Here is a 26,296-nt window from a genome sequence, read left to right as displayed (position 1 = left end):
CAGTGGCCCAGCGCATGTCTTCCGGCTCCCAGAAGCGCTCAAATGATGTGGCCCACAGTCGAATCGTCTGCCTGCAATGCTGGAGAACAAAGCGCTCGCCCGGGTGCGCAGGAAGGCCGAGGAGCCCCGGCTACGTGGCGACCTTTCACGGCGGGCTTCCGACTCTTGGTAAGCGCCGCTGACCGAGGATCGTGCACGTCGTTCCAGGCCGGATCCGCCTGACCGGTCTCGTGATCCTCTCCTACAGGCGGGGGAATACCGCTTCGAGGAGCGGCGCCCATGCCCCTGCACTCCGACTGCACGTGCCGGCACCGGCCTTCGTCGCTCATCAGCAGTCCGGACGCGCCAGTCATTGCCGCTGGTCTCAGGACACGAGTCCGCCGCCCGTCCGCTTCGACGTCCTCGAGAAGGACGACGGTTCTCTTCGTCACAGGGTTCGCAGCAGCCCGCCCCCGGGGTGAAAGCAGGACGGGCGCCGGTACTGCGGTCGCCACATCTGGGAAGCGCAGAAGGAGGGGCGCCGGGTACGGTTCGGCAGCCGTACCCGGTGGTGTCGTCAGGCAAGCCAGTCCAGAGGAATGAGGGCGTTGCGGTTGCCTTCGCTGTCGGGGCGCCAGTTGCCGATCACAGCGTCCTGGAACCAGCCCTCTGTCAGGTTCGCGTGGTCGCAGACGATGATCTGCAAGCCTCCGTTGTTGAGCTGTACCACGTCGTTGAGGAGCTTGAAGTAGGCGGTGACAGTGGTCCAGTCGGCGTCCTGGACGGTTGAGGCGTCGCGTGGCCTTTCGGGAAAGAACGCCTGGGTGGGCTGGTCAAGCATGAGGAAGCCGGGGACCGGCCGGTTGTTGCGTCGCAAGTAGGTGTGGAGGGCGAGATGGGCAACGAGGTGGTAGCCAATGTGGTTCTTGGCGCTGCCGATCCGTGTCAGCGGAAGGCGCCCGGCAGGCCGCCTCAGGACAACGTTGAGCAGTTTGAGGCTGATCCCTACTTCGGTGGCGTCGGCTGCTCCCCCGAGGTTGAGCCGCTTCGCCCATGCGGTCATGCCGACGGCGATGTCGGCGAGCCGGCGTTCGGTCTCGGCGGTGACGTCGTCCTCGTCGACGAGCTGTTCCAGCGTGGCGACGTGCTCCTGGGCCAGTGCAAGGTCGTCGCGCAGCCGGGTGAGGTCGCTGTCGGTTCCGGTCCGGGTGAGTGCTTCGGCGATCCTGCCCTGGATGTGCGCAACGCGCAGGTGCTGCTCCTGCAGGTTGCGCAGGTGTTCGTCGTGCTCCAGTAGTTCTCTGAGCTGAGCGCCGTTCAGCCTGAGGCGTTCGGTGACGCGGTCGCGGTCGTCTCGCAGAGCGCGTCGGTGTTCTTCGCGGACGGGCTGAAGTGTCTGTGCCTGGGCGAGTTCCTGCGCGAGATGGTCGGTCAGCTCGGAGATGTCCTGCGCCGAAGGGTCTGGCTGTTCCAGGGTCTGCGTGCACATGGGGCATACGTTGGTGTCGTGCTGACGCTCGGGGCCGAGGAGGTCGAGTGTCTTGAGGCGGTCGAGCTGGAGGTGGAGTTCGCCCGTGAAGGCACGGCCCTGCTGTTGCCAGCGGCCGACTGCGGCCAGGGCGTCGTCGTATTCCTGCAGTTGTTCGCGCAGGGCACGGCGTTCGTCGTTGAGTCCCTGGCGCCGCCCGCGCAGCTCCAGCGGTGTTGCGGTCTCGGGTACGGCAGCCAGTGCCTGGTGAAGGAGGTCGAGGACCTGGGCGGTGTCGGGGGCCGCGGGTGCGTCGGCGAGGAGTCCCTCGCTCTCCGCCAGGCGGACGAGGGCGATGCCGTTGGCGTCCATGGCCTGCTGGTGGCGCAGGACGTCGTCGAGTTTGCGTTGGGCCGCGCGTTGCGCCCGCTGGGCTTCGCCAAGGCGGTGGCGGCGCAAGGCCTGTTCGGGGCCTGCGGCGCCGAGGAAGTACGGCAGGGTGTCCTTGAGCGTCTGGGCCATGCCGGACTCGGTCTGGCGGTGGAACAGTGCTGTCTGGTCGGCGATCTCGTTCTGGTTCTGGAAACAGAGCAGGGCCGCTTGAGCGATGGAGACGTCGAAGGGCCTGCGTCCTGCGCCGGTGGGGGGCTGGAAGTGGAAGTCCTCGATGCCGAGGCGGGCGCTGAGTTCGCTACGCAGGGCCGCGACGTTGGAGTTGTGGACGAGTTCGTGGGCCTGGGGAATGTCCAGGCTGGTGTCGCCGGTGCGGGTGAAGGCGTGCAGGGTGGAGGCACCCGTCGGCCGGGGCCGGGCCAAAACCATGCGAGCGCCTTCGGCGAAGGCGATCAGGAGGGCGTACCAGCCGACGGTCTGGTCGATCACGTCGTCAGGCAGGTTGGGAGCCCGGCGTCCGAGGCAGTAGTCGACGATGCTGAGGACCTCGGACTTACCGGTCTCCGACTCGCCGGTGAGGATGTTGAGCGCCCCGGGGCGGAACCGCAGGACCCTGGGGGTTTTCCTGCCGTCTCGGTGGTAGAGGGCCAGGGCGAGCAGTTGCATGGCGGTTCTGGGACTCCTTGTACGGGGACGGGTCAGGGTCGGATACCGAGGACGGTGAACGCCCGGGGCGGGTCGGTCACTGCGAGCCAGCGGCCGATGAGTGCCGCTGCCCGGACGCAGTCGGCGACTTCTTCACCGGGTGCGGCGGAGGCCGGCTTGGGAGTCCGGGGGCAGATCAGCCCGGAGGAGGTGACGTCTATGGCGTGGTGGCGCATGGCTGTGCGCAGGCTGGCGCGCGTGTAATCGGTCAGGACGGCGGCGCGTTCTGCGAAGGCAGCGCGTAGGCGCGGGTGGTCGTGCGCCCAGGCCGTCAGTGTGACGGTGGACTTGGCGGGCAGGGAGCCGCGGGTGTCTGTGGGCAGCACGAAGGGCAGGATCAGGAAGGCGCTGGGCCAGGGCAGCGGCCTTTCCGCCTTCTTCACGGCGGCGTTGATGCCGCTGGCGAGGAGGTAGGCGCCGAAGGCCGGGTTGAACAGCGCCTGCGCCTCGGGCACATTGCGGTGGAGGTCCGTCGTCACTGTTCCTGCGTTTCATTGCGGCGCTTGCACAGTTGGCCGTAGTCGGGGTGCCAGCCCACGGCCCGGTCCGCGTCCGCGGTGTCGGCCTGGTCGGACAGGCCGTGGATGCTTCCCTTGCCGATCCACGGAGCGGTGACGCTGCCCGGGTTGAGCGGCGTGTCCGCGACTCTGTCCATGGTGTCGTCCAGGATTTCCTGGCCGGTGCACTGGCGGTCTGCCTCACTCATGTCGTCGCGGATGCGGCGGGTGCGGCGGCGAAAGGCGGTCTCCCACTCGTAGTGGAGTTCGCCTTCGTACTCCTCGAGTCTTTCCGGGGTGACCTTGAAGGTCCGCAGCCATTCGGAGCGCTGTGCTCGTGCGTAGTGGTAGTCACGCAGATGCATGGCAACTTCGTCGTCGGGCAGCCCGATCCAGCGCATCTGGGTCACGACCAGACGGTCCGCATAGCCGGAGATCTCGGCCTGGGTGAGGTCGTTCAGTTTCTGCGTGATCGGGAGGCTCTTGCCGGCATACCGGCCGATGATCTCGTCCCGACGGCACATGAGCTGCTCGGCCTTGACGGAGGGGAGCATGCGGTCTCGGTTCTTGCGCTCCAGTAGCCGGACAGCCATTCCGTACCACCACCCTTTGATCTCGTCGAGGGCGGCCTGAGCGTGGCCGCTTGGCGTGATCCCCAGTTCTTTGGCCAGACTAGAGTCGAGGTCTGACATCACGGGGGCGCCGTCGTTGACGGTGATGGCACTGACGAGCTGATGGCGCTGGGCGGGGGTCAGCCCCATGAACAGGGCGCGGTCCTTTGCGGTGCCGTCGGGCCCGTCCTCGTCCTTGGCGACCTCCTCCATCCGTGCCAGCGCTTTGCTCGCATCTCTGCCGGCTCCGGGGCGCAGTTGGTGCAGGAACGTGTTCTCGATGGCGATCTGGGTCGAGACCAGGCGCAGGAGAGGCATCGACGTTTCTGAGCGGTCGGAGAGGGCCTTCAGAGCGTCGATCCATGAGGCGACGGAGCGCCAGAAGTCCTTTCCGGTCTCGCTCAGCGGGCCGGCTGCTTCACGGTGTTTGGACTGCAGGAGCTCCCGCGGTGTGTTGTCCTGCGGGTCCAGGAACTCGATGTCGTCGAGGAGCTCCATACGGACTTCCACGGTGGCGTCCTGCCAGCTGTGCCGGGCCAGCTCCAAAAGGGCCAGTTCGCACTGGTAGAGGTACCCAGTCATCTGCCCTGCCGCCGAATGCGACCCTGCTTGCGCCACGTTCCCCACTACTGATCGAGCCTGCCTGAGCAGCGCAAGTCCTACCACCGTGCCCGGTCAACCGGCTGGCGGAGAACACGACTTCGGGAAGTTGACCTACCTCGCGAGATCGAGCTCGCCACTCCCCCTGCGGGACAAAATAGCACCCACCGCGCATGCCTCTGCAATCTTCCGTAGATCCACGCGCAGTCATCCCCGGGCAGGCCCTTTGTCCGGCCCTCCACTCCTCTCTGCAACCGCATCGTCCAGTGGGCCGCCCGCCATCCCGGCCAGAGCCCTGCCTGATCGGCAGCATCGAGGATGCTGTACCGCATCCGTGTAGGCGCGCTCCAGTTGAGCCCCACATCAACACCGTCATCGCCCAGCCCGGCCTGTCTGCATCCGTATGCGGCAGCGAGCAGCGGCATCTCCTCGCAGACACGCACATATACCAGGGCCCTGACCAAGGGAGTCTTCACCGTGTACTGCAGCCCGTAGCGACAGCCGAGGCCCGTTTCGGGCCGGGGCAAAGGCAGCGAAGGAGACGCGTCGCCCATGCTCTATGCGGGCCACGGCAGCGGCAGCACGCGGCAGCGCTCTCCTGACGCAGTCTCAGTGTCAGTGGCCCCTGACAGACTTCAGTGGTCCTCAGCTGTACACGTCAACGACAGGGCTTTTTTCGTGGGTCAGACCTTCACCGTGCATCTGAAAATTGCGGACTGCCCAATCCGAGGCGTCTCGCTGAATTGGAGGTTGTTCCAAGGAAGTGAAGTACGCCGGGAGGCGCCCAGTTATGGCACAGATATTGAGATCCCTGCTGTCATCGAGATCTTGGATCTGATCGAATCTGGTGCTGCCACTGCCCAGGAGGCTCGTGCCGTTCTCAACACAGTAGCGACGAAGATCATCGAGGAGAAGGCGCGCGAGTACGAGGATCTGGAGGACCGCATGAAGAGCGTGGAGGCTGTGATGAGCGTGCGTCGTCGCATTCCCAAGCAACCTGCACTTGATAGCCGTTGGGTGTACGTCGTGTCGTCGGAGGACAACCCGAAGGCCGTGAAGATCGGCGTGGCCACGGAGATCGAGGGCCGGATGAAGTCGCTGCAGGCGGGATCCGCATCTCCCCTTGTCCTGCGTTGGAGTGCCCGTGGGGGATTTCTTCTGGAACGCCACCTGCATGACAGGTTCGACCAGAGGCGGATCAATGGTGAGTGGTTTGACTTTCGCCGTGTCGCGGACCCCGTAGAGGTGATTGTCGAAGCGGCGGATGAATTCCTGCGACAGTTCGGCGAGTTCAACCCTGACCACGAATAGTGCACTGGCAGTTGCAGCGCTGTGACCTGGTCGCCCACGAGTCGCTGTTCCTCATGGTGACGCGTCGGTCCGGGCCTGGCAAGCCAGGGCTTCGGCGTAGTCGCCGGGTATCCGGTTCATGACGGTCCGCCAAGGAGAGCGGAACAGGCACGGCTTCCAAGATCATGGAGTTCTCGACGCCCCGTGACCTGCCTGGAAGACCGTGCCTGCCGAAGCATCATCGCTGATCCCGCCTGCCCTTGACCAACTCCGCGAGCATCCAGAGGCCGAGCCGGAAGAAGTGCCCGGACTACTGGGCCGCCTCGCCCAGGTGCCCGATCCGCGTGATCCCCGTGGAGTGCGCCACGCTCTGGTGGGCGTCCTTGCCCTGGCCGCGTGCGCGGTGCTGGCGGGGGCAACGTCGCTGCTGGCGGTCGGCGAATGGATCACCGACGCTCCACCCCACGTACTGGAACACGTCGGCGTGCGACTCGACCCTCTGTTCCCCAAACGGTCCTTGCCTGCGGAAACGACGGTCCGACGACTGCTGGCCCGGATCGACGGCGACGCACTGGACCTCGCAGTCGGCCGCTGGCTCGCCGACCGCCAAAACCGAACCCAGGGCCGGCTGCGCGGCCTGGCGGTCGACGGCAAGAGCCTTCGCGGAGCGGCCAAAGCGAAGGGCCGCAAGATCCACCTGCTCGCAGCCCTGGAGCACACCACCGGCCTGGTCCTGGCCCAGCTGGACGTCGGCGAGAAGACGAACGAGATCACCTGCTTCAAGCCGCTGCTGGAGACCATGGCCGACCTGGCCGGGGTGGTCGTCACCAGCGACGCCATGCACGCCCAACGCGAGCATGCCGACTAGCTTCTCGGCCGTGAAGCCCACTACATCGTGATCGTCAAGCGCAACCAGAAGAAGCTCCGCAAGCAGCTCAGATCCCTTCCGTGGGCAGAGATCCCGCTGCAGGGCCGCGTGCGGGGCATCGGCCACGGACGCTCGGAGATCCGACGGACCAAGGTGGTCACGGTCAACAGCCTGCTCTTCCCCGGAGCCCGGCAGGCCGTGCAGATCAAGCGCCGTCGCACCGACCGCAAGACCGGCAGGACCACCATCAAGACCGTTTACGCCGTCACCAGCCTCACCGCCGAGCAAGCCAACCCCGCCCAGCTGGCGACCCTGATCCGTGATCACTGGCAGATCGAGGCCCTGCACCACGTCAGAGACACCACGTTCGCCGAAGACGCCTCACAGCTGCGAACCGGCAACGCGCCCCGGGCGATGGCCACTTGGCGCAACCTCGCCATCGGCGCCCTGCGGCTCGCCGGCGCGACCAACATCGCCGCAGCTCTGCGACACAACGCCCGCAACCCGGACCGCCCGCTCGCCCTGCTCGGCCTCAAGTGATCACGAAACGGACGCCCGCCGACTACGCCGAAGCCCTGCATAACAACCAGCTGGCGGAGGCGGCCATGTTAAAGATCTGGGCCGGGGTCGACGTTGGCAAGGAGCACTCACAGCGTATCCATGTCGAGCCGGCGCCGCGTGCCTGAAGAAATGGCCAGCTTTCGCCCGCCACCTTGGCCATCGCAAACACATGAGTGACATCGTCCAAGTGATCGCAGGACTCCACTCACACGGGCAAACCACCACTCTCTCCCACGGCCCTTGAGCGTGAACACCATCGCACCGCAACTTTCGGCATGCCACGGCGAATCACACTGTGCGGGGCACTACAGAGGGGAATTAGCTATTCCACCCATAAGCTGGGCATTCTTCCCGATTTGATCATTGGCGAGATTTCGTCGAGGCTTAATATATGCCTAGCATTTGGTTGTGAGTTCGATTAAGTTCTTGGGCGACCTTCATTTCGTGCAACGAACGGGTGGGAATGAGCATCTCCATAGGAAAGCGTGCCGCAAAGCTGCTGACGACTGCCGGCGTCACCATCGGCCTAGTCCTGACCGTGGGCGCAGGAACTGCCGCTGCTGGTCCGTCGAACGTCGATTTCTCTGTCAGTGCACAGCAGAGTGACGGGTCGCGCTCAGCGGTTATCTACCACAATGGCAGAGCGGTCGGATCGGCGTACTGGAGGGCGACCGGGGACGAGCTCGAGGCAGTCGATGTTTACGGCGACGGCTACGGCATCAGTGCCTACTTGAGCACGAGTCCCGTTCGCGTAGCGGACACACTGGGGCACAGCGCTCCGTACACGAAGACCGTGGGCGGAAACCTGACTGAGAACAGGCCCTATACGTTCTGGGTCTGCATCGGCAACAACAGTTCCGGGCTGACTTGCTCTAACACGTATAGCGTCACGTCGTAGCCATGAATCCTGCACATTCGCGCTGATGTAAAATCCGCCTTTCATCGTGGTGAGCGCCCCGATTGCATCGGGGCGCTCACCACGAAAAGTTGCTGCATCCTTCCATCAGGAATTCCCGTTGAAACAGCGCAGAGACGCTGGCGGAGAAAACTGTCTCCTTGATGTCGCCTCTCGACAGCCGTGAGAGCGGCAGGCAGCGTGAGTTCGTGGCGTCGTCCGTTTACGCCGTAGGCCAGAGAACGTTGACGCGACGGCAGGCCGGAGCAAGCACGGCCTGGGTGTGGCGCCTGGTCTCGGCGTTTTTGTCGTTGTAGAGCCGGCGCGATTCTCCTCGCAGTGCCGGATCCTGAAGCAGTGCAGAGCTGCAGGGAGCTCTCCACGGGCGACGGTTGTACTGCTGAGGACGCCGAGGGTTGCCGCTGATCGTCCCGGAGTCACGAGGCACTGGTGCGAAACCGGCGACGGTGGCGCCGGAGATCGCCATGCCGCCGCCGACGGCGGCCACAGACTCCGTGCCGAGGATGATCTCCAGGCCCGGCATGCTGGTAATCACTTCAACGGCCGGTGGTCGCGAACCCGGACGCCGATGGCTTTATCAAGCTCGGCAGCCTCCTGTTTGAGGGCCAGCAGCTCCTACGCCAGGGTGTGCACCAGCCGGGCGGCCCGTTGCTCCTCCGACAGGCCGGTGTGTTGATGTTCGACGGCATGGACAATCATCTCGGCCAACCGGTCGGCGCGGACGACGTAGCGGTGCGCAACCAGGTCACCAGCCGGCCGCTGTCGATCTGGCGCAGCGCGACGGGGGCTGACAGACGATCAGCAAAGCGAGCGGGCCTGTACTGGTCAGATCCAACGCCCGCTCCGGACCGGGGATGACATCGGTGAGCTGCGTGTTTTGAGGCGATTGACCATACCGGTGCGGTCGGCGACCAAGTCCATACGTCGACCTGCGAGGATCTTGAGGTCAGTGATGTTCGCAGCCTTTGAGATGTCGTCGTGATCAGTGACGCGGAGGCGACTGGGTCCGCCTGGTCATGGATCTACCCGGTCGCGCGCGATCGCCACCGAGCAGTGGATGCCGAAGGCCAACTGCGCATGCGGGCACGTCAGCCCGCGCTGTGCACGGCCGACCTGCACGGAACCATGCAAACACGCTGCTCTGGCCCGGGCGCCGCCTTGCTGGAGTCTTTCGGCCGCCAGGGGATCGGCCCGCTGTCTATGCCCCGCGCCCACAGGGAAAGCGCTGTCGCTCAGATCCCCACGGTGAAGCCATTTGACCAGCCCTGCATCGACTGGATCATGCTGTCCCAGATTCCCGTCAGCAGCAGCAGGCCGGTCGCGATCATCATGATCCCTCCGATCCGCATAACCCACACGTACCGCTTCTTGATCCAGGCGAAGGCGCCGAGCGACTTACGGAAGGCAACGGCCGCCAGGACGAACGGCAGCCCGAGCCCGATGCAGTATGCGACGGTCAGAAGCGCCCCGCGACCGGCGCTTCCCTGGCTGGCCGCGAGAATCGTCACCGAGGAGAGCGTGGGGCCAAGACACGGTGTCCAGCCGACACCGAACAGAGCTCCCAGCAGTGGGGCGCCCATGAGCCCAGACACCGGCCGCTTGTGAAAGCGGAATTCACGCTGTGTCAGCCATGGCATCAATCCCATGAAGAACACACCCATAAAAATCATCAATACACCGAGGATCTTCGACAGAAGGCCCCGGTACTCCTGGAGTGTGGAGCCGAAGAAGCCGAAGAGCGCACCTCCTGACACGAATACGACGGTGAACCCAAGGACAAAGAGGGAAGCACCGGCCACCATTCGACCGCGGCGGGCTGCTGCCAAATCAGTTCCGGAGATTCCAGTGACATACGAGAGATAGCCCGGCACGAGCGGAAGAACGCATGGCGAGAAGAAAGACACAAGGCCGGCAAGCACGCAGATGGGTAGGGCGACGAGAATAGCGCCATCAAGAACAGTTGTGTTCAGGGCAGGGGCTTCGGCAAGGAATTCCACCGGATCACTTCTCCGCGAGCAGTGGGCTGATCATCTTCCGTAGGTTTTCCTCGGAAAGCGGACGCAGCGAACGGGCTGCGATTTTCCCGTCACGGTCGAGAACGATCGTGGAAGGGACGGTCTGCGGATTCAGGGTTCCCTTGGGGAATCCATGCAAGACCACCTTCCCCGTTGGATCGTACAAGCTCGGGTATCGCACACTGTAGTCAGTTTCGAAGGCGATGGCTTGCCGCCGGTTGGCGTCACGAGTATTGATACCCAAAAATTCCACTCCTTTCGCCTTGGTCTCCTTGGCAACCTTCACGAAATTTGGGGTCTCGGCACGGCAGGGCGGACACCATGAACCCCACACGTTAATCACGATAATCTTGCCTTTGAAATCGGCGACATCCAGCTGCTTCCCCTCGAGGGTTTCGCCTTTGACATCGTTCGTCGGCTGCCGCTCGGCCTTGGCGACGGTGGAGATGCCGTCAGAACTGGCTGCATAGTCCGGTTGGTCACCGCTCCCGGTCTCACCATTGCCGCAGGCGCCTAGGGTTAACGCCCCCGCGGCAACCAACAAGGCGGCAGGAGAGACGCGACTAAGATTCATGTGAAAAGTTTCGCATGGCCCGCACGAGAGCCGTTCGCCGCCCCCTGATGCAGGGCGGCTTCGGCGTCGGGCTGCTCTCGGCTGGTCCGCTTGGTACTCCGGCCGGACTCCGGGTGACCGCGAAACCTGCGTACGCCTCCGCTGGTTCTGCTGGTTCTGCCTCCCGTGGTCAGCGGGCGTCGCACGCAGGAAGCAGGTGACGCTCCCTGGGATTGGCTCTGTCCGCAGTTTGATGAATCCCCAGGTCCGGGGCCAGAACGGGGGACGTTTCGGCAGCGTGTTCCTGCCGTGACGAGCAAGACGGTTGAGGATGTGCTGTTTCCCGGAATCGCCGTGCAAGTGGAGCGGGTCAGCGACTCCTCCGGCGTCCTGGTGGTGGAGGCAGTGTCCACCGGCCGGGTCGCTCGCAAGCAGGCGAGACGGGCGCACAGCTCGTATCAACGCAGCTTGGGTGAGCCGCCGTTGGGCTCGCGGCGGGTCGCGGTCTCTCTCCGGGTTCGCCGCTACTTCTGCGACCGGAAGTGCTCGACGGCATCACCGAGGAGACCTTACGAGAGGTCACCCGCCGCACACCCGGCTTCCACGTCTGGCGGGATCCGCGCTGGCTCGTCCACTGCCAGAACGCGACCGTCTTCATCGGCGAAGTCGGACACACCGAGTTGGCGGCGCACCCCGAAGCTCTCGTCCAGCTCCGGCTCGACGTGCGCATGGGCGGCGGGCACGAGGCAACCCAGCTGGAGCACTTCGTGACCCACCTCGGCGACGGGGCAAGCGCCATACTCTTCCGCTGCACCATCTGCGCTGTCGCCGAGGACTCCCATCGCGGTCTCCTATTCCCAGCCCGCAGCAACGTCGGTGCCGTTGATGCAAGGGCGCAACCTCGGCAGTGCATCGCACCGGCCCCGAGGGAGTCCGTGGCGTGCAGCACAACGTCACTGTCGGGGAACCCGTCCCGTCTGCCGGCCTCGCACCGCGGGTTGTCGATGACCCACAGCGCACCATGCCGCTTGCGGAGTGCAAGGCACACACCGCCAATGACGCCAGCATGTGGATCGCCTCGCGCTTCGCGATGTGCGAGTCCCGCTGGTTCGCTGCCGAATGGATCGTCAACGGCAAGGTCGTCGGATTCACGCAGATGACCGTGTCGGCCATCGCGACGGTGCCGGCGGCTGACTCGCGCGAGATCTATTTCGACTACTACTTCTCCGACTTCTACGCGGCTGGCACGAACGCCATCGACGCGACGCTGGTCGGCACAGACCCAAACTATGTGACCGTTCCGGACAATATCGCCTTGACTCAGGGCGGGTTGGACCCAGGCCCCCGTAGTGTCGCCCAGATCAAGGCCGACCCTCACTTCATGGTGTCCAGGAGGGCAGAACCGGGGCAGGGGGCCATCTGGAACATGAAGTTCGAACCGCAGTGGCCAGCGCCCTGGGTCGAAACGAACCCGCTGGCGGAGTGGAAGTTTTCCTCCTTCGGCCTGCGCTGGGACAACTCCTCCTACCTGCCGAACTACAAGCCAGCCGATGTCCTGCACACCGGTGGTGCGTCGCTGAGTTACAACGTGTCTCCGCTGCGATACAGCACTGCTGCCACCGCCGAGGAACAGGCGGTAGCCCGGCGCGCCTCCTCCTGCCCACGGTGCCGTCCTGCAGCCAGGGGTACCGTCACGTTAGGCAGTGGGGCGGCAGCAGCGCTTGGCCTGCCGGCCGGGCCCGCCAGCAGCCTGCCGCACGGGCCGGTTTCCCTCCTGCTGGCCAGCCGTGGACCTCGGGTCGGTGCTGCAGGGATCGGATCAGCGAACGCGTCCGGACCGTACGGATGCCTCTGCTGTGCAACCCACCCGGGTGGGTTGCACAGCAGAGGCATCCGTCATCCACCAGGCCTTGAGCCGGGTCCTACAGAGCCGTGCTGAGACGTTCGATCAAAACCCGTGCCGTCTCCTCGCCACCCGTGACAGCCCCAGCCGTGACCGCTCCCGTGGCGATCGGCGCAAGGTAGCCCTTCAGGGCGGCCACAGCACGCCGGATCACGCCGCGGTCAGGCTCGGGCTGAACGACCTGGTTGAGGATCTCCTCCCCCACCGCCGAGGCGTCTTCAAGCTCCTCGTCAGACACACCGAGCGTGGGCAGTTGCCGGAGTGTGTCCACCACGGCCTCGGTGACGGCCTCGAAGCCCGGGGCGATGGGCTTGCTCTGGTCCTGGCTCTGGCTCACGGAGCTGTTGCCCCACGCCAGTTGAGAGCCGCGGACGTCGCCGTGGATGACCGGCCCGTTGAAGACGTTCGTGTCACCGAAGGACACCTCGGGATCGGCCTGCACCCGGGCGGTGACCGGGTGCTTGTCCACCTCCCGTTGGATCTCTCCCATCATCTCCCGGATGCCTTTCTTGTTGATCTTGAATCCGCTGTTGCGAGCCATGAGGTATCTCCCTTGCTGAACGTGCTCCGCCCTTTGAGTGTCCCAGCAGGCACCGACAACAAGTCCCCTCGCCGACCGCACCGCCCGTCTCACGCAGCCGGCTGGACGACCGCAGCCTGCCGCCCAGCGGATGCCGTCTCAGACATCGGACGTGGGCACGGCGCAGGTCCGTACCGGGCACAGCTCAGTTTCCGTTTCACGGACAGGGCGATCATCGCAGTGGCGGCAGAAGCGGAGCCACAGCCCTGCTCACCGAGCGGGCATACGCCGATGACGACGACGCATCCGGCGCCCGTGATCCGCACGAGTGACGGGATGGGCACCATCTGGCCGCAGGGTCGGATGCCAAAGACAGTGCGCCACTTGAGCGGCACCAGGCACCCACGAGAGGGGGCCACTGCCGCCGCGCCCGGCTCCGGCACGGCGGGAGAAGGCCACCTTCCGACGCCGGGATTCTGCCGCGGATCGCCCTGCCTGGATCCCCTGCTGCCGGTGTCGGCAGCAGCGCCGGGCCGAGCCGCCCCCAGAGAGACAGATGCGCACACCAGAGGGAACCGGACGGTGTGCATACCGCGGAGCCGACGCCGTGTGCACCGCGGGGTCAGAGGAACCCTTTTGAGGGATTTTCAGGCCGTCCGGCCACCCCTACCTTTGCATGACATACCCGCCGTGCAATTGCATATGAGAAATCGCGGCGGATCTCATCACTCACGAGGAGACCGGCATGCAGTACGACAACGGCGTGGCCGCCGACCAGATCCAGGACGTCACCTGGGTGAAGAGCACAGCCAGTCAGGGGGCCGGCAACTGCGTAGAAGTCGCCTGCCTTCCCGACGGGCGCGTCGCTCTGCGCAATTCCCGCCATCCCGGCGGCCCCGCGCTGGTGTACACGCGCGAGGAACTCGCGGCCTTCGTAGCCGGCGCCCGCAACGGCGAGTTCGACGGAATGACTGCGTAACTCGGCGTAAGCCAGCGCTTGTCCGGACCCGCATGCCGCTCAACTCTGGAAGACTCGGACAAGCGTTGGTCTCGCGAAGGAGTGTATGTGCGCGACAGATCAGATGGGCCCCAGGCCCGCGCGGTACCGGTGACGGCGCTGCCGCGGCAACCGCCGGAGACCGCGGCCCGTCTGCTGGGAGAGCGTCTTCGTCGGCTGCGTCTCGATCGCCGGTTGACTCTCGGCGAGGCAGCCGAGGTGATCCGGGGGTCGGCTGCGAAGGTCAGCCGCCTGGAGCGAGCGGTCAGTCCGGCCAAAGTGCGTGATGTGCGGGATCTGGCGGTCTTCTACGGGGCGAGCCGCGAAGAAACGGCAGAGATCGAATACCTTCTGTCTCTGTCCCAGAATGGCGCCTGGTACACCCAGTACAGCGATGTGACCCCGGGCTTCCTGCGTCGGCTGATCAGTCTTGAGCAAGGCGCCGAACGCATCATCATGTACGAGGCGCTCGTCGTCCCTGGCCTGCTGCAGACACGCGAGTACGCACACGCTGTGGTGTCGGCTGCGCTCCCTCTGGACGCCGCCAACGACCGGCGTGTCACTCTGCGGATGGAACGCCAGCGCATTCTGCACCAGGAGGACCGGCCCCACGTCACCGCTCTGCTGGACGAAGGCGTGCTCCGACGGCCCCGCGGCGGAGCAGAGGTAATGCGCCGCCAGCTGGAGCAGCTGCTGGAGATAGGCAAAATCCCAGGTATCAACATCCGCATCGTCGAGTTCGTCAACAGCGGTGATGTGTCTCCGCCCTACCCGATCACGCATCTGCGGCTGCGGGATGGCGGGCCGCCGGAGGTCGTCTACGTGGAGAGCATCGACAGCGCCATCTACCTCACGCGCCCCGCCGAAACCGAGACGTACCGGCTGGTGTTGAACCGGCTGATGGAGCAGGCGGCGCCCCGGGGCCGCACAGAAGAACTGCTGCGTGAGGCGATCGCCAGCTACCGGCAGAGGTGACTGGCTGATGTATTGACCTGCAGCGTTACGTGCTGAAGCCGCATTGCACAGCTTCAGCACGTACGGGGCCGGCCTCCCCTGCCGCATGCCTTCCTACGGCGGCCAGCGATGAGGGCTCTTCGCAGATGAGCGTGCAGTGCCTGTCGCGCGGTGTCCACGCACTTGAAAGTGCCTTTTGTAAGCTCTCCCTTACTCACTCATGATGGTGTTACGCACTAGCAGTGAGGTGAGGAAGGAAGATGGTTGAGCAGGTAACGCACCCCGAGGGGGCGCAGGTCGTCATCGAGATGTGGTCCGACCTGGGTTGCCCGTGGTGCTACGTCGCCAAGCACCGGCTCCGGACCGCGATCGAGCAGCGCCCGGACGCGGATCGGTTCAAGGTCGTAATGCGGTCCTTCGAGCTGAACCCTGCCGCGCCAAAGCAGCCGGAGATGGTCGAGGAAGCCTTCATTCGTACCCACGGCGGAACCGCCGCCCACTTCATGGCGGCAGAGCGCCGGATCCAGGCGATCGCCCGCAAGGAGGGCCTCGAGTTCACGCTGGATCGTCTCAGTGCCAACACCTTCGACCTGCACCGCGTGGTGCAGTACGCCAACGACGAGGGGCTGGGGTTCGAGTTGTTCTCGGCTGTCCAGGACGGCTTCTTCGTCGGCGCCCTCAACCCTTACGCCCCTGACTCCCTGGCCGGGGTCGCCGAGTCGGTCGGGCTGGACAGCCGGCGAGTGCACGCGATCCTCGCAAGCGGTGAGTTCGCCGACCGCGTACGTGCCGACCGGGCCGAAGGTGTGGAGCTGGGCGCGACCGGCGTGCCGTTCGTCGTCCTCGATCGGCGGGTCGCTGCCCCGGGGGCCCAGAAGGTTCCGGTCTACGGCCAGCTGCTGGAGCAGGTGGCCGGGCCCGTGTCGAGCAAGCGTGTGTCATGAGCGGGCCGAAGGGTGGCCTCCAGATCGTCGCGGCCCCTGCCGGCGGGTGGTGCGAGCCCGACACCGGGGTCTGCCACATCGACCCCACCGACGAGACGAGCGGCGGTGAGGCTCTCAACGAGACAGCCGCGCACGACACGCCCGGCGCTGCGGAGCGGTGAGGCACCACCACGGCGGTTCGTCTACGCGCTGACCGCGGCCTTGCCTCGGCCGACTCCGGTCAGCTCGCTGACCGCCCGGTTGGCGGCGATCTCACGGTGGTGGGCAGCGGCCCAGCCCGCCATCGCCATGACCGCTCCCATCAGCGACCGGCCCAGCTTGGTGAGCTCGTACTCCACCCTGGGAGGGACCTCGGGGTACGCAGTCCGGGTGATCAGCCCATCACGCTCGAGGTGCTTGAGCGTCTGGGTCAGCATCCGCTGGGAGATCCCCGGGATGCTCGCCTGCAAGTCGGAGTAGCGCAACGGACCGGCGTTCAGGGTGCTGATGATCAGCACGGTCCACTTGTCGCCGATGCGGTCGAGCACCTCGCGGATGAACGCGCTGTCCTCCGGCCATGTCTGGCACGGACCTGCGATCTGTCGCGCTGACGCCATCTCAACAACCTCTCATCCGGTGTGCAACCGCACTACCAGTATGTAACGCCCTCGGGGCGATCACACACCAATCCACGACAACAGCCCCTCGTGCGGGCCCGCTCTCGGATCACTGGAGCGCGCTCACACCCACTCCCAAAGGACCCAACCCATGTCGTACCTGCTTCACATCGACTCCTCCTCGCTCGGCAGGGCCTCGGTCTCGCGCCAGGTCGCGCAGTCCCTCCTCGACGGCTGGAGCGGCGACGTCGTTCACCGCGACCTGGCTGCTTCGCCCGTGCCTCATCTATCCGCGGCCGGCATCAACGCCCGCGCCACCGCCCCCGCTCAGTACACGCCCGAGGAAGCCGAGGCGGCCGCGATACAGGACGCGTTGATCGAAGAGTTCCTCGGCGCAAGCGCCTATCTCTTCACGGTCCCGATGTACAACCTGACGATGCCGTCGGTGTTCAAGGCGTGGCTGGACCAGATCATGGTCTTCGGCCGCACCATGGACTTCGAGGCTCCCTCGCCGGCCGCCGGTCGTCCAGCCGTGGTGATTTCGGCGCGCGGCGGCGGCTACGGTCCCGGCGCACCCAAGCACGGCCTGGACTACGTCGTGCCCACCCTCGAGGCCATGCTCGGCCGCGAGGACATGCTCGGCCTCGACATCACCACTGTCATTCCCGAACTGACGATGGTGCCCCACGCCCCGGCCCTGGCCGCCCTGCTGCCGAAGCACGAGGCGTCCATGGCCAGCGCCCACCACCGTGCCCGCGAGCTCGCCGCCGCGATCGCCAACGGCACGACCGCCGCCTGAACCCCGAACCGACCGCGGGGTAACCCCCGTGACTGATCTGCTCATCCTTGTCGGCAGCGGCCGCACCGGTGTACACGTCCTCGAACAGGCCGCTCAGCGTGGCCACCGCGTCCGACCACTCGTGCGCGATCCAGACTCGGTTCAGCTGGCGGCGGGTGACTCGAAGGTCGCAGCCAACCAAGCGCATCCGACTTGTCTGACTCCTCTCGCCGATCCCGACCTGACCACGTTCACCCGGCTCGACGAACTCGGCCTCGAAGCCACCGGTCAACGGCTCGAAGCCGACCGACCGTTCCGTACTCGCGCGCCGAGTCGTCGAGCCAGACCGGCGGTGCCGTCGTTGCGGCTGCGAGGGCGCCCCACGAGACGCCGTGACACGCAAGTTAGCCCACGAGCCAATGGTCACGATGTGCCGCTGCCGCTGCACCGGATGCGGCCACGTGTGGCGTCAAGACACCACCCTCGCCGCCGAGCCCAGGGCGAAGCTGTCTCGGCGCGGGCTGAGGTGGGCCCTGGAAGCGATCGTCGTCCAGTGGCTGACCATCGCTCGCGTTGCCGAACCCCTCGGCGTCGCCTGCTCGTTGCATTCGCATCCCACTGTCAACAACGCTCGTGGGCAATACAGCTAGAGGGCCACCACGCCGCCCCATTCCTCCCATTCGTTGCCGGAGTTCCATACCGTCAAATCGGAGTCGGGCCGCCAGGTGCTGACTTCGACCAGTCCTGGGTCGAGCAGCTCCCAACCCTTGACGAACGCCGTCACCTCTTCCTTGGAGCGGACCCTCCCCCAGTGGCCTCCGGTGGCGGCCGCCATCATCTCCGTGACGCCCCGGCGGACGCCTTCGTCGTCGCTGACAATTTGGCAGACCACCAGGTAACTTCCGGGGGCGAGCTGCTTCGCCACCCGGCGCAGGAGCGCGCCCGGGTCGTCGTGGTCCGGCAGACAGTGCAGGACAGAGACGAACAGGGCAGCGGTGGGCTCGTTCTTTCTGATCAGCCGCCCGGTCTCCGGGTGGTTGAAGATGTCATCGGTACGGCGCATGTCGGCACACAGGACGGCAGTCTGCGCGTTCTCCTCGAGCATGGTGCGGCCGTGGGCCAGGACGATGGGGTCGTTGTCGACATAGACGACACGGGTGTCGGGATGGACTCGCTGGGCGACTTGGTGGACGTTGTCACGGGTGGGCAGGCCTGATCCGTGGTCGAGGAACTGCCGGATGCCGCGTTCCTGGGCCAGGAAATGCACGACGCGACGCAGGAAAGCACGGTTGGTCAGGGCAAGGTCTTTGCTGCTCGGAGCGATCTTCAGGAGACTTTCGCAGGCTTCCCGGTCACTGGCGTAGTTGTCGGTGCCGCCCAGCAGCCAGTCGTACATGCGGGCCACGCTCGGTGTCATGACGTCGATCTCGCGGTCCGACGGCGTGTGCTGGCCCATGGATGATCCTCCCCGATGCGGCACCGAGTGCAGCTGCACTACGTGAACTGCTCATCGTAGAGGCGCAGTTCACGCGGGGCACAGGCCACGAACGGGCGATGCGGCGCAAGGTGTGGGGCGTAAAGGGCGTCACCACGTGTCACGCGGGGCGCGGAGTCGCGGTGCGCGAGCGCGAGGGATGGGGTACCGCGCTCCGGCGTGCGCGGGAGCCTGTTCACGTGGGTGAGCGGGCAGGGCGGGACGGCGTGTTCGGCGGATGCGAGCAGGCCCCCCATGACGGGGGCTGTACGCCCATGAGGTCCGCCGCTTCACGGGGAAGAAGCCCCAGGGGGTGGTGCAGGGCGAGGGAGTCCGCCGAGGGGGTGGCAGTACGTGACGGACCTGCCTGGCCGGGGATGTACGGCAGCCGCATGTCCGGCCAGCCAGCGCCGAGCGCAGCAGACGGCAGGTGGCGGCTGCTGGACCGAGGATGGAGATGGAGAGCGCTGTGGCCAGACTGCGATCAGGTGCTCGACAAGGGCTTCGACCGTGCCCGCCTCACCGGTGCAGACGTGCACGCGGCGCACGGAGCAGGGGTACTCCAGGCACCGGAAGACAGCGAAGCCGGCTGGGGCTGAAGCAGTGTGCGGCGCCCCGGGCAGTTGGAGACTCCGGAGACGGCCAGCGGGGCCGAGGGCGGTGCACAAGACTCGTCCGGTTGCGGCCGGCCGGCTCCGCACTATCGGATGGCCGAGCCCACACCGTGGGCATCAGCGCCCGGCGCGGGGTCCGGCAGGCCGCCGTCGTGAACACACCGGCGCGGCATGCCGGGTTGCGTGTCCGCGGACGGGGGACGCGGCTTCGCCCTGCGCGGTCATCACGCGGGGCGAAGCCGCGGCGTGTCAGTCGCTGCGGATACGCAGGTAGCGGATGGCGGACCGGTTCCTCAACGCGACCCCCAGGACGCCGCCCGCTACGCCCAGGACAGCCCCTTCGGCGTCCCCGGCAGCGAGCCAGACCAGGACTCCGGCCGCGAGGAACAGCCCGAGACAGAGCTCCACACTCCAGATGCGCATCTGCCGAGTCGGTAGACCCCACTGACGCGGAATGCTAATTTCGCTGATGACCGGGGGTGTCTCAACCCGTTCCCGGTTTAATCGATCAGTCATGCGGATTTTTGCTCCTCCGTTGATCGCGCGAGCCCCAGGGTGTTGCTTCACCCCGGGGCTTTTGCGTGTTGCGGCGGCATTCACTCAACGCTGCCACCGATTCGACGCGGTCACATTAGCGGCCCCTCACGGTGCCCGCCACACGTTGAGGCCATGCAACGGGATTGCCGCGGAACCGCGTTGAGGCTCATCGAAACACACGCCGACACCACCTCTCACTCCATTGATCATTTCGGACTGATCATTGATCACCATGAATCAACGTCGGTCTGATTTTCGACTCAACTGGTTACGGAATGTTTCAAGTGGCGCCGACAGGCGGAGGGATGGGGACTTTGACTTTTCATCACATTCGATCGAATGTACGGCGCATGCGGGACCCAGGACCTCACCGGAATGTCTCGCTCCTCAATTCTGCACGTGCAGATGCAAAAGGCCTGCAAGATTTTCGCGTCCCGGCACGGCCATTCCCGGCCGCTATGGAGCACCATGCAACTGCCGGGGCGGCCTGCAGGACACACGACGTACTCATCGGGCGGGCCGGGACGACGATCACCACCGTCGGCTGTCAACCAGTGACGGGCCCGGGTGCGTCCGGGCCCCATGCACTGCCAGGCAGAGAAGGGGATCGTGTGGAATCCGCGTTCCCGTGGGCATGCCCTGCTGCTGACAGCCACGGGGGACTACGCCGACACCCACGGGCACTTGCCCCCAGGGGTGAGCGGGTCGCCGTCGGTGGGGATGCGATCCCGATCGGCATGATGATGGCCGAACGGCGTCGCCCGGACGGCCGGGACGCTGAAATGAACGCCCCTTAAAGACTTCGCCGCTCTCTCGCACCATTGGCACTGCGGTGACGACGGACAGGTCCATGACGGACCACCGTGGCCCCCGCTGCCCTACCCCTTGGCTACCAGAAGCTACATTTCACACGCGCTGTCAACGCTGCTCGGATGACAGCAGGACAATGAGTGTCTGCAGGGCGTCTGGGGTGAGGTTCTTGCGGAGACTGCGGGCAAGCTTCTCGAGGTCCTCCCCTACCGGCGCGCTCAGTGTTCTGTCGCGCAGGCCCGCTTCGACCATGGGCGCGTGAAAGGGAGGGGAGGTCTCCCGGCTCCACACGGGCCAGCAGATCCGGACGTTGCTCTCTGAGCTGGCGCAGGGCACGCCCCTTGCTGTTGCCGACGGGACGAGAGGAACTGTTTACATTGTTAACGTTTTCCTCGCGGTCTTCGTCCGGGGCAAGGGCGCCGGATTCCGGGTCAGCGCGTCCCGGTGGTCGTTGCAGTATGGAGTCCAGCAGCGTGAGGGTGGGAAGGTCGTCGGCTGCCAGGCGTCTGACGAGTTCCTCGGTGGCCCCAGCTCCTTCAGGGACGGCGTGTGGATGAACTGCAGGAAGTCGTCATACCGGACTAGGCGCGCCACACCGGCGAGAACAGCCATCTCGGTGGACAACCGGCTGCACGGCTGGCGAGAGCAGCACAAGTAGCGCTGGTGGAGGCGCACACGCGGCCCGTCGGAGGCGAGCGGCGACGTGACGCGGTGAGAAGGCGCGAGGCGGGGGCCGGGATCACGGCGGGGTGCGGCTTTTTCGCGGTGGGTGGCACACCGGGCAGCGTTTGCCGGTGCCGTCGCGGCGGGAGCGCTGATCGGGCGTAGCGTCCCAGCGTCCCGGACAGCCGGGCTTCGAACAGGCCCACCGGCACAGTTTGGTGGAGCTCGGCCCGAGTTCCTTCGCGGTCATGTTCGGTTCGTCGATCACTTCGGCAAGCTCGCTGGCGATGGCCGGGTGCACGTCCTGCAGGGATTTGCCGGGCTTGGGGCGCACCCTGGCGGCAACGGTGCGTCGGCGAGCGCACCGGGGGCATCCGCTCGACTGGCCTGTGCGGCGGTTTGGAGGGGCGGGGTACTCGAAGCGGCAGTGCGGTTCGGGGCACCTCCACCGGCAGGTTTTGTTCGACGTGGGGAGCAGGTCGTACGCGGTCCAGCCGGGGTGGCCGACGACATCGATGAGTTCTTCGGCCATCGTCGGATTGGCCTCGGCGAGTGATGCACCGGGGCCCGGCCTGCTGTTTGCCGCGCCCACCTGTGCGTGACCGCACTGGCGGCAGCCGCGGCCGGCAAGTGCCCGGCTGTTCAGTACGGTCTTCCATTCGTAGCCGCAGTCCGGCTTCCGGCACCGCCAAAGACACACGTCATTGCAGCCGGGAGGCATCCGAGCGGGGGTCTTGCCCGGGTTGGTGAGGTTCGCGACGAACTCCTCCTCAAGGTGCGGCGCCACGTCCGCCGCCAACACCTCGGGGCCGGCGGTGGCCGTCTCCCACAGCTGCGCCCCCTTCGTGAGGGCCGCGGTGACCTCGGCCGGTGTGAGCTGTCGCCAGGAAAGGCCGCGGCGTCGCAGTACGACACCCACCGCGTCCGTCCAGTCTTCGGGGTTCACCCCCGGCCCGGCCTCATGGTGGGCGAGGCCATGTACCGGAACGGGCGGGAGCCCGCGGCTTCGGATGCGTTCCACGTCGAGTCCGGCGGCGAGTGCTGCCACCGTCTTCGCGGTGTCACGCTCCAGGCTTCCTGGCCTGCCGTGGGTCCATTCCGGGTCCAGGTCGATGAGCAGGCCCGGGGCCGGCTCGGACAGGTACAGGTCGAAGCGGTCCTGACGGCGCCCGGGCAGGCGGAGGCGGTGGTCCAGTTCCACGCTGAGCCCGGAGGCGGCCTCGACGAGCATGGCAACGTTGCACTCGAACGGGGACCGCCCGTGGCCGGTGCAGTCCGGGCACCGGCGGCCATTGGTGCGGTTGGCGAGCGCCGCCGACCAGAAATGCCCTTGAGCGCACTCCCACTCGCACAGGTCATGGGACTGCGGGCGCAGGGTGTCCGGACCGCGGTCGGGACGGCTGAGGTTGCGGCGGAACTGCCGTGCCAGAGCAGGATTCAGATCGGCCAGTGATTCTCCCGGGCCGGGAGCCCGGTTGCGGCGCTGCCAGCACTCAGGGCACCCCGAGGGTTTGACGGGACGGGTGCGGAACTGCAGCCGGGCGGGCCACTGGTGACCGCATCCTTTTGCCGAGCAGCGCCACTGGCACCGGTCTGTGGAGGACAGCGGCATGTCTTCCAGCACCGTGCCCGGGCTGGACAGGTTGGACACGAACTCGGCCTTCAGCCGGGCCCGAACTGCAGCCATCTCGGTAGTACTTCGCCGCTTGCCCATGGCTGCAGATTCTGACAGCCGTCACTGACAAGGCCGTCCATGGGCGAGATCCTTGCCAAGGTCTGACTCGTCCAGGCCAATACGAAGAAAATCTTCAATACTAACTCGAAGTAACACAATCAGGATCACGAGACACTAGATTGGGGCGAGGACGGAGCACGTGGCCAGTGCGGGCCGGGTGCCCATCCACTCATGCAAGCTCAGAGCCTGCGCCCAACAGGTGAGTGCAGCGCGCCATCGTCCGCAGCGCTGATGGCAGGACGCTGCGCCTTCGAGGGCGTGGGCTTGGTCCTTGGGGCTACTGGCCTGCCGCGCGAGGTGAAGGGCCTGCTCGTATGTGGCCAGCGCGCGGGGGGCGTCTGTGACCGCCAGCAGGTCGCCGCTGCTGTTGAGAGCTTCTGCCTCTCCTTGGATGTCCTCTGCTGCCCTGAACAGTTCGCGAGAGCGAGTCAGCAGCACGGTGGCCTGCGCGTGATGCTGTGACATGGTCTTGGCCTTGCCGAGTTCTAGCAGTGCATTGGCTTCGCCGTGTTGGTTGCCGAGTCTGCGGTACAGGTCGTGGGCTTGTTGCGCCAGGTCTTCAGCCGCGGCCGCTTCGTGTGCAGCGAGCAGAATCCGGCTCAGCAGCCACAGAGCGCTGGCTTCCCCCAGCCGGTCCCCCAGGGTCTGGTAGAGGGTGAGTGCTTGCTGGCCGAAGCGGCCTGCCGTCAGTTGGTCTCCTCTCCCGCATGCCACTCGGCCTAGTTCCCACAGGGCGTTTGCTTCACCGGTACGTTCTCGCAGTCTGCGATAGATGATCAGCGCCCGCCCGGCAAGCTGGTCGGCCTCGGCGTAGTGCCCTGTCATGTGGCGGATCCGGCTCAGCAGCCACAGGGTCTTGGCCTGACCAGGTTCATGTTCCGCCGATGTGTAGAGGTCCAGTGCCTGTCGGGCCAGTACTGCCGCCTGCGGGAAATCACTGGTGATGTCGTGCACGCGGCCCAGCTCCCACAGGGCGTCCGCCTCGCCGAGGCGATTGACACCCGCGCGGTGCAGGTTCAGTGCCTGGTGCAGATGACGGCCTGCTTCGGGGTAGGCGCCCGTGGCGAAACGCACCTGGCCCAGGGCGCACAGGGCGTGGGCCTGTGCCGGAAGGTTCTCGGCAGCAGCAAGCCGGGCTGCGGCGCGCAGCAGTGCTGCGGCGCGCTCGAAATTGCCTGTCGCGGAGTGGACACGGCCCAGGTTGTACAGCGCCGTCGCTGTGGCCCGCTGGTCGCGGGCGCCGAGGGCTGCGCGCACGGCAGCCTCATGTAGCCGGGCAGCTTCACCCCAGTGAGCGCTGTGATGGAGGAAATCGGCCAGGGTGGCGGCCAGGCGGAAGGTCTGAGTGTGCCTGCCGGATTCCGCCGCGTGCAGAGCGCAAGCAGTGAGATTGGCATGCTCTGCCCTCATCCACTCCACAGCGTCCTGGTGTGTGGCGTGTTCTGGTAGAGCAAGGGCCGGTCCTGAAGGGGGCAGTGGAGCGTGAACCTCGGCCGTACCGTGCCGGCAGGCTGCTGCAGCGGCCTGCCTGTAGTAGTCCGTCAGCCGGTCAATGGCTTCTGTGTGTTCTTGTGCGGGATCGGCGTTGGCCGCGTCCCGTGCGTACATGCGCAGCAGGTCGTGGAGGTGGTATCGGCCGGGCCTCTCCGAGTCGACGAGGTGGTCGTCGTAGAGGGCCTCGAGTTCACGCCGCACGGCGGGCAACGGTGTGCCGGTCAGTGCAGACGCGGCGTAGGCGTCGATGTCGGGCCCGGGGTGCAGGCCCAGCAGACGAAAGAGACGCTTCCGACCGGACGGCAGAGCGCGGTAGGACATGGTGAAGGCTGCCGCAGTGGCGAGATCTCCTGTGGCAAGTTCCTCCAGGCGGTCCTGGGCGCAGGCCAGCTCGCTGGCAAAGGTGGCCAGATCCCAGTGGGGTCGGTGGGCGATGCGGCTCGCCAGCAATGCGATGGCGAGCGGAAGGCGGCCGCACAGCTCATTGATCCGAGCTACAGCGTCATTCTGGGCGGATCGGACCTCCCGGCCGGCCAGCCGTGTAAAAAGCAGGCTCGCATCTGTCGGCGGGAGCACGCCAAGGGCGAGTGACGCGGCGCCTTCGGGAAAGGCCAGACGGCGCCTGCTGGTGATCATGACCAGGCAGTTGGGATCTCCGGGCAGGAGCGGTTCCACTTGTGTGCGCGAGGCGGCATCGTCGAGAACGATCAGTATGCGTCGCCCGGCAAGGCGGTCTCTCCACAGGCGCGACCGGGCATCCAGGCTGTGGGGAAGGTGCCGGGGATCCACACCCAGACCGACCAGCAGTGATCCCAGCGCTTCGGCGGGGTCAGCGGGTTGCCGACCAGGAGTGTGGGCGTGCAGCCGGACGAATAGCTGACCGCACGGGTAGGAGGTCACGAGGAGATGGGCGACATGCACCGCCAAGGCGGTCTTTCCTACGCCGGGCATGCCACTGACGATGTGGATGCCCTGACTCTGCGCCGAGGACGCGCTGGCCAGCAAGTGCTCCGTCTCAGTGCGGCGGCCGGTGAATGCGGTGGTGTCCCGAGGCAGCGTCCGCAACGCCGCGGCTGGTGCCTGGGGCGGCTGCGTTCCGATATGGAGGTCTCGTCCTGCCGCGTAGAGGTGTGCGGCATCGGCCGCACGGAGGTCCATACGGTGCACAAAGCTGGTTCCGCTGCTGCAGGAGCAGACGTTCACGGGCCATTGATGTGCTGGTCCCGGCCGGCTACATAGACACGTGCGGAATCTGTCGCCTCGGCCCGCACTGTCATCAACGTGGTCCCGGGAGTCTCCGGCGACGCAGTAGCGGCGTGAAGGTGTTCGTCAAGAAACTGCCGTAGACCCGGCATCAGGTCCGGTTCGTCGGCCAGCAGTCGGTGCAGCCGCAAGCTCCAGGCCTGAACCAGCACCTGCTCCATCTGCACATCGCCACGCTCACGTGCCGTGCTCAGCAGCGTGTGAGCCTGTTCCAACTCGTTTTCCACCTCAGCGGCCTGGCTGGGCTTGGCACTGCGCCACCATGCCACGGTCGCAGTCCTGGCTTGCAGCCATGCGTCCGTGGCCATGGCGCCTACCAACGCCGTTGCTGCGGTCATTACCAGCGGATCCATAGCTGCCCTCCCACTACATGCGCCGACAGTGAATTCTCACGGTGCCAGCGAAGACCGCCCGATGGCCCCGGCCGGGTTCCACGCAACGCAGGCATTTCCTGCGGTTCGTGGGGTCTCCCGCGAGGACCACAGTGCATTGCGCGGAAGACCTGATGGACCCGCAGTGGCACTGCGTCACCCGTATGAGGGCAGCGCCAGCGGGGCT

At 66.1% G+C, this 26,296-nt stretch carries 21 protein-coding genes and 3 pseudogenes; 12 read left to right on the top strand and 12 right to left on the bottom strand.

Features of this window, described 5'->3' with window-relative positions; translation table 11 throughout:
- Window positions 1-556: 556 nt before the first annotated feature.
- From OG718_RS52805 to OG718_RS52795, 3 genes are read right to left on the bottom strand one after another with little or no spacing between them, the layout of a single operon-like run.
- A complete protein-coding gene (locus OG718_RS52805) occupies window positions 557-2,506 on the bottom strand; it encodes a DUF3732 domain-containing protein (protein ID WP_328842869.1) in 1,950 nt (649 codons plus the stop codon).
- Window positions 2,507-2,538: 32 nt separating this feature from the next.
- Entirely contained in the window at window positions 2,539-3,024 is a 486-nt protein-coding gene (locus OG718_RS52800) for a three component ABC system middle component (protein WP_328842870.1), read from the bottom strand.
- The gene (locus OG718_RS52795) at window positions 3,021-4,235 is read right to left on the bottom strand and encodes an ABC-three component system protein (protein ID WP_328842871.1); all 1,215 of its coding nucleotides are present in this window, start codon (window positions 4,233-4,235) and stop codon (window positions 3,021-3,023) included. Before OG718_RS52795 ends, OG718_RS52800 begins: the two co-directional genes overlap by 4 nt.
- A 696-nt stretch (window positions 4,236-4,931) precedes the next feature.
- Between OG718_RS52795 and OG718_RS52790 the strand changes: the two genes are divergently transcribed.
- The 4 genes and pseudogenes from OG718_RS52790 (at window position 4,932) to OG718_RS52775 (ending at window position 8,746) form a co-directional block, all read left to right on the top strand.
- A complete protein-coding gene (locus OG718_RS52790) occupies window positions 4,932-5,564 on the top strand; it encodes a GIY-YIG nuclease family protein (RefSeq protein WP_328842872.1) in 633 nt (210 codons plus the stop codon).
- A gap of 202 nt (window positions 5,565-5,766) precedes the next feature.
- A pseudogene (locus OG718_RS52785) lies at window positions 5,767-6,951 on the top strand (ISAs1 family transposase).
- Window positions 6,952-7,435: 484 nt separating this feature from the next.
- Window positions 7,436-7,870: a hypothetical protein gene (locus tag OG718_RS52780; RefSeq protein ID WP_328842873.1), complete on the top strand. Its 435-nt coding sequence runs from the start codon at window positions 7,436-7,438 to the stop codon at window positions 7,868-7,870.
- Between the two features lie 564 nt (window positions 7,871-8,434).
- Window positions 8,435-8,746, top strand: coding sequence for a hypothetical protein (locus OG718_RS52775; RefSeq protein WP_328842874.1), 312 nt, complete (start codon window positions 8,435-8,437; stop codon window positions 8,744-8,746).
- 374 nt (window positions 8,747-9,120) lie between these two features.
- Here OG718_RS52775 and OG718_RS52770 read toward each other — a convergent pair whose 3' ends face one another.
- On the bottom strand, window positions 9,121-9,885 hold the full coding sequence (locus tag OG718_RS52770; RefSeq protein ID WP_328842875.1) for a cytochrome c biogenesis CcdA family protein: 765 nt from the start codon (window positions 9,883-9,885) through the stop codon (window positions 9,121-9,123).
- A 4-nt stretch (window positions 9,886-9,889) separates the two neighbouring features.
- Complete coding sequence (locus tag OG718_RS52765) at window positions 9,890-10,477, bottom strand: TlpA family protein disulfide reductase (protein WP_328842876.1); 588 nt, start codon at window positions 10,475-10,477, stop codon at window positions 9,890-9,892.
- A gap of 521 nt (window positions 10,478-10,998) precedes the next feature.
- On the opposite strand from OG718_RS52765, the pseudogene OG718_RS52760 reads away from it, so the two are divergent.
- A pseudogene (locus OG718_RS52760) lies at window positions 10,999-11,223 on the top strand (CbrC family protein); the annotation flags it as partial.
- A 173-nt stretch (window positions 11,224-11,396) separates the two neighbouring features.
- A complete protein-coding gene (locus OG718_RS52755; protein ID WP_328848001.1) occupies window positions 11,397-12,395 on the top strand; it encodes a hypothetical protein in 999 nt (332 codons plus the stop codon).
- Here OG718_RS52755 and OG718_RS52750 read toward each other — a convergent pair.
- Complete coding sequence (locus OG718_RS52750) at window positions 12,379-12,900, bottom strand: hypothetical protein (RefSeq protein WP_328842877.1); 522 nt, start codon at window positions 12,898-12,900, stop codon at window positions 12,379-12,381. The genes OG718_RS52755 and OG718_RS52750 overlap by 17 nt on opposite strands.
- A gap of 724 nt (window positions 12,901-13,624) precedes the next feature.
- On the opposite strand from OG718_RS52750, the gene OG718_RS52745 reads away from it, so the two are divergent.
- The 4 genes from OG718_RS52745 to OG718_RS52730 all read left to right on the top strand — a co-directional run bounded on the left by OG718_RS52745 (window position 13,625) and on the right by OG718_RS52730 (window position 15,935).
- Entirely contained in the window at window positions 13,625-13,858 is a 234-nt protein-coding gene (locus tag OG718_RS52745; RefSeq protein ID WP_328842878.1) for a DUF397 domain-containing protein, read from the top strand.
- A gap of 129 nt (window positions 13,859-13,987) precedes the next feature.
- Complete coding sequence (locus OG718_RS52740; protein WP_328842879.1) at window positions 13,988-14,851, top strand: DUF5753 domain-containing protein; 864 nt, start codon at window positions 13,988-13,990, stop codon at window positions 14,849-14,851.
- Between the two features lie 239 nt (window positions 14,852-15,090).
- Window positions 15,091-15,774, top strand: coding sequence for a DsbA family oxidoreductase (locus OG718_RS52735; protein ID WP_328842880.1), 684 nt, complete (start codon window positions 15,091-15,093; stop codon window positions 15,772-15,774).
- Complete coding sequence (locus tag OG718_RS52730) at window positions 15,771-15,935, top strand: hypothetical protein (RefSeq protein ID WP_328842881.1); 165 nt, start codon at window positions 15,771-15,773, stop codon at window positions 15,933-15,935. The genes OG718_RS52735 and OG718_RS52730 overlap by 4 nt, the downstream gene beginning before the upstream one ends.
- 21 nt (window positions 15,936-15,956) lie before the next feature.
- On the opposite strand, the gene OG718_RS52725 is transcribed toward OG718_RS52730, so the two are convergent.
- Window positions 15,957-16,370: a winged helix-turn-helix transcriptional regulator gene (locus OG718_RS52725; protein ID WP_328842882.1), complete on the bottom strand. Its 414-nt coding sequence runs from the start codon at window positions 16,368-16,370 to the stop codon at window positions 15,957-15,959.
- A 151-nt stretch (window positions 16,371-16,521) separates the two neighbouring features.
- On the opposite strand from OG718_RS52725, the gene OG718_RS52720 reads away from it, so the two are divergent.
- Window positions 16,522-17,169: an FMN-dependent NADH-azoreductase gene (locus OG718_RS52720; RefSeq protein WP_328842883.1), complete on the top strand. Its 648-nt coding sequence runs from the start codon at window positions 16,522-16,524 to the stop codon at window positions 17,167-17,169.
- 196 nt (window positions 17,170-17,365) lie between these two features.
- Window positions 17,366-17,744: pseudogene (locus tag OG718_RS52715) on the top strand (ISL3 family transposase); the annotation flags it as partial.
- A gap of 50 nt (window positions 17,745-17,794) precedes the next feature.
- Here the strand turns inward: OG718_RS52715 and OG718_RS52710 are convergent.
- From OG718_RS52710 to OG718_RS52690, 5 genes are all read right to left on the bottom strand, one after another.
- Complete coding sequence (locus tag OG718_RS52710) at window positions 17,795-18,604, bottom strand: SAM-dependent methyltransferase (RefSeq protein ID WP_328842884.1); 810 nt, start codon at window positions 18,602-18,604, stop codon at window positions 17,795-17,797.
- Between the two features lie 881 nt (window positions 18,605-19,485).
- Window positions 19,486-19,659, bottom strand: coding sequence for a hypothetical protein (locus OG718_RS52705; RefSeq protein ID WP_328842885.1), 174 nt, complete (start codon window positions 19,657-19,659; stop codon window positions 19,486-19,488).
- 1,663 nt (window positions 19,660-21,322) lie between these two features.
- Window positions 21,323-22,933 (bottom strand): zinc-ribbon domain-containing protein, encoded by a 1,611-nt coding sequence (locus OG718_RS52700; RefSeq protein WP_328842886.1) that lies wholly within the window; start codon window positions 22,931-22,933, stop codon window positions 21,323-21,325.
- A 162-nt stretch (window positions 22,934-23,095) separates the two neighbouring features.
- Window positions 23,096-25,633: an ATP-binding protein gene (locus OG718_RS52695; protein ID WP_328842887.1), complete on the bottom strand. Its 2,538-nt coding sequence runs from the start codon at window positions 25,631-25,633 to the stop codon at window positions 23,096-23,098.
- Window positions 25,634-25,674: 41 nt separating this feature from the next.
- The gene (locus OG718_RS52690; RefSeq protein ID WP_328842888.1) at window positions 25,675-26,091 is read right to left on the bottom strand and encodes a hypothetical protein; all 417 of its coding nucleotides are present in this window, start codon (window positions 26,089-26,091) and stop codon (window positions 25,675-25,677) included.
- Window positions 26,092-26,296 lie beyond the last annotated feature (205 nt).

Origin of the sequence: Streptomyces sp. NBC_00258, from assembly GCF_036182465.1 — a bacterium.
Lineage (GTDB): Bacteria > Actinomycetota > Actinomycetes > Streptomycetales > Streptomycetaceae > Streptomyces.
This window is presented reverse-complemented; position numbering and strand designations above follow the sequence as displayed.

What these genes read in the sequence shown, in the direction of transcription:
- OG718_RS52805 (WP_328842869.1), bottom strand. Translation starts at nt 2,506, where the DNA reads ATGCAACTGCTCGCCCTGGCCCTCTACCACCGAGACGGCAGGAAAACC.
- OG718_RS52795 (WP_328842871.1), bottom strand. Translation starts at nt 4,235, where the DNA reads ATGACTGGGTACCTCTACCAGTGCGAACTGGCCCTTTTGGAGCTGGCC.
- OG718_RS52780 (WP_328842873.1), top strand. Translation starts at nt 7,436, where the DNA reads ATGAGCATCTCCATAGGAAAGCGTGCCGCAAAGCTGCTGACGACTGCC.
- OG718_RS52765 (WP_328842876.1), bottom strand. Translation starts at nt 10,477, where the DNA reads ATGAATCTTAGTCGCGTCTCTCCTGCCGCCTTGTTGGTTGCCGCGGGG.
- OG718_RS52750 (WP_328842877.1), bottom strand. Translation starts at nt 12,900, where the DNA reads ATGGCTCGCAACAGCGGATTCAAGATCAACAAGAAAGGCATCCGGGAG.
- OG718_RS52745 (WP_328842878.1), top strand. Translation starts at nt 13,625, where the DNA reads ATGCAGTACGACAACGGCGTGGCCGCCGACCAGATCCAGGACGTCACC.
- OG718_RS52735 (WP_328842880.1), top strand. Translation starts at nt 15,091, where the DNA reads ATGGTTGAGCAGGTAACGCACCCCGAGGGGGCGCAGGTCGTCATCGAG.
- OG718_RS52730 (WP_328842881.1), top strand. Translation starts at nt 15,771, where the DNA reads ATGAGCGGGCCGAAGGGTGGCCTCCAGATCGTCGCGGCCCCTGCCGGC.
- OG718_RS52725 (WP_328842882.1), bottom strand. Translation starts at nt 16,370, where the DNA reads ATGGCGTCAGCGCGACAGATCGCAGGTCCGTGCCAGACATGGCCGGAG.
- OG718_RS52720 (WP_328842883.1), top strand. Translation starts at nt 16,522, where the DNA reads ATGTCGTACCTGCTTCACATCGACTCCTCCTCGCTCGGCAGGGCCTCG.
- OG718_RS52710 (WP_328842884.1), bottom strand. Translation starts at nt 18,604, where the DNA reads ATGGGCCAGCACACGCCGTCGGACCGCGAGATCGACGTCATGACACCG.
- OG718_RS52705 (WP_328842885.1), bottom strand. Translation starts at nt 19,659, where the DNA reads ATGCGCATCTGGAGTGTGGAGCTCTGTCTCGGGCTGTTCCTCGCGGCC.
- OG718_RS52700 (WP_328842886.1), bottom strand. Translation starts at nt 22,933, where the DNA reads ATGGCTGCAGTTCGGGCCCGGCTGAAGGCCGAGTTCGTGTCCAACCTG.
- OG718_RS52695 (WP_328842887.1), bottom strand. Translation starts at nt 25,633, where the DNA reads ATGGACCTCCGTGCGGCCGATGCCGCACACCTCTACGCGGCAGGACGA.
- OG718_RS52690 (WP_328842888.1), bottom strand. Translation starts at nt 26,091, where the DNA reads ATGGATCCGCTGGTAATGACCGCAGCAACGGCGTTGGTAGGCGCCATG.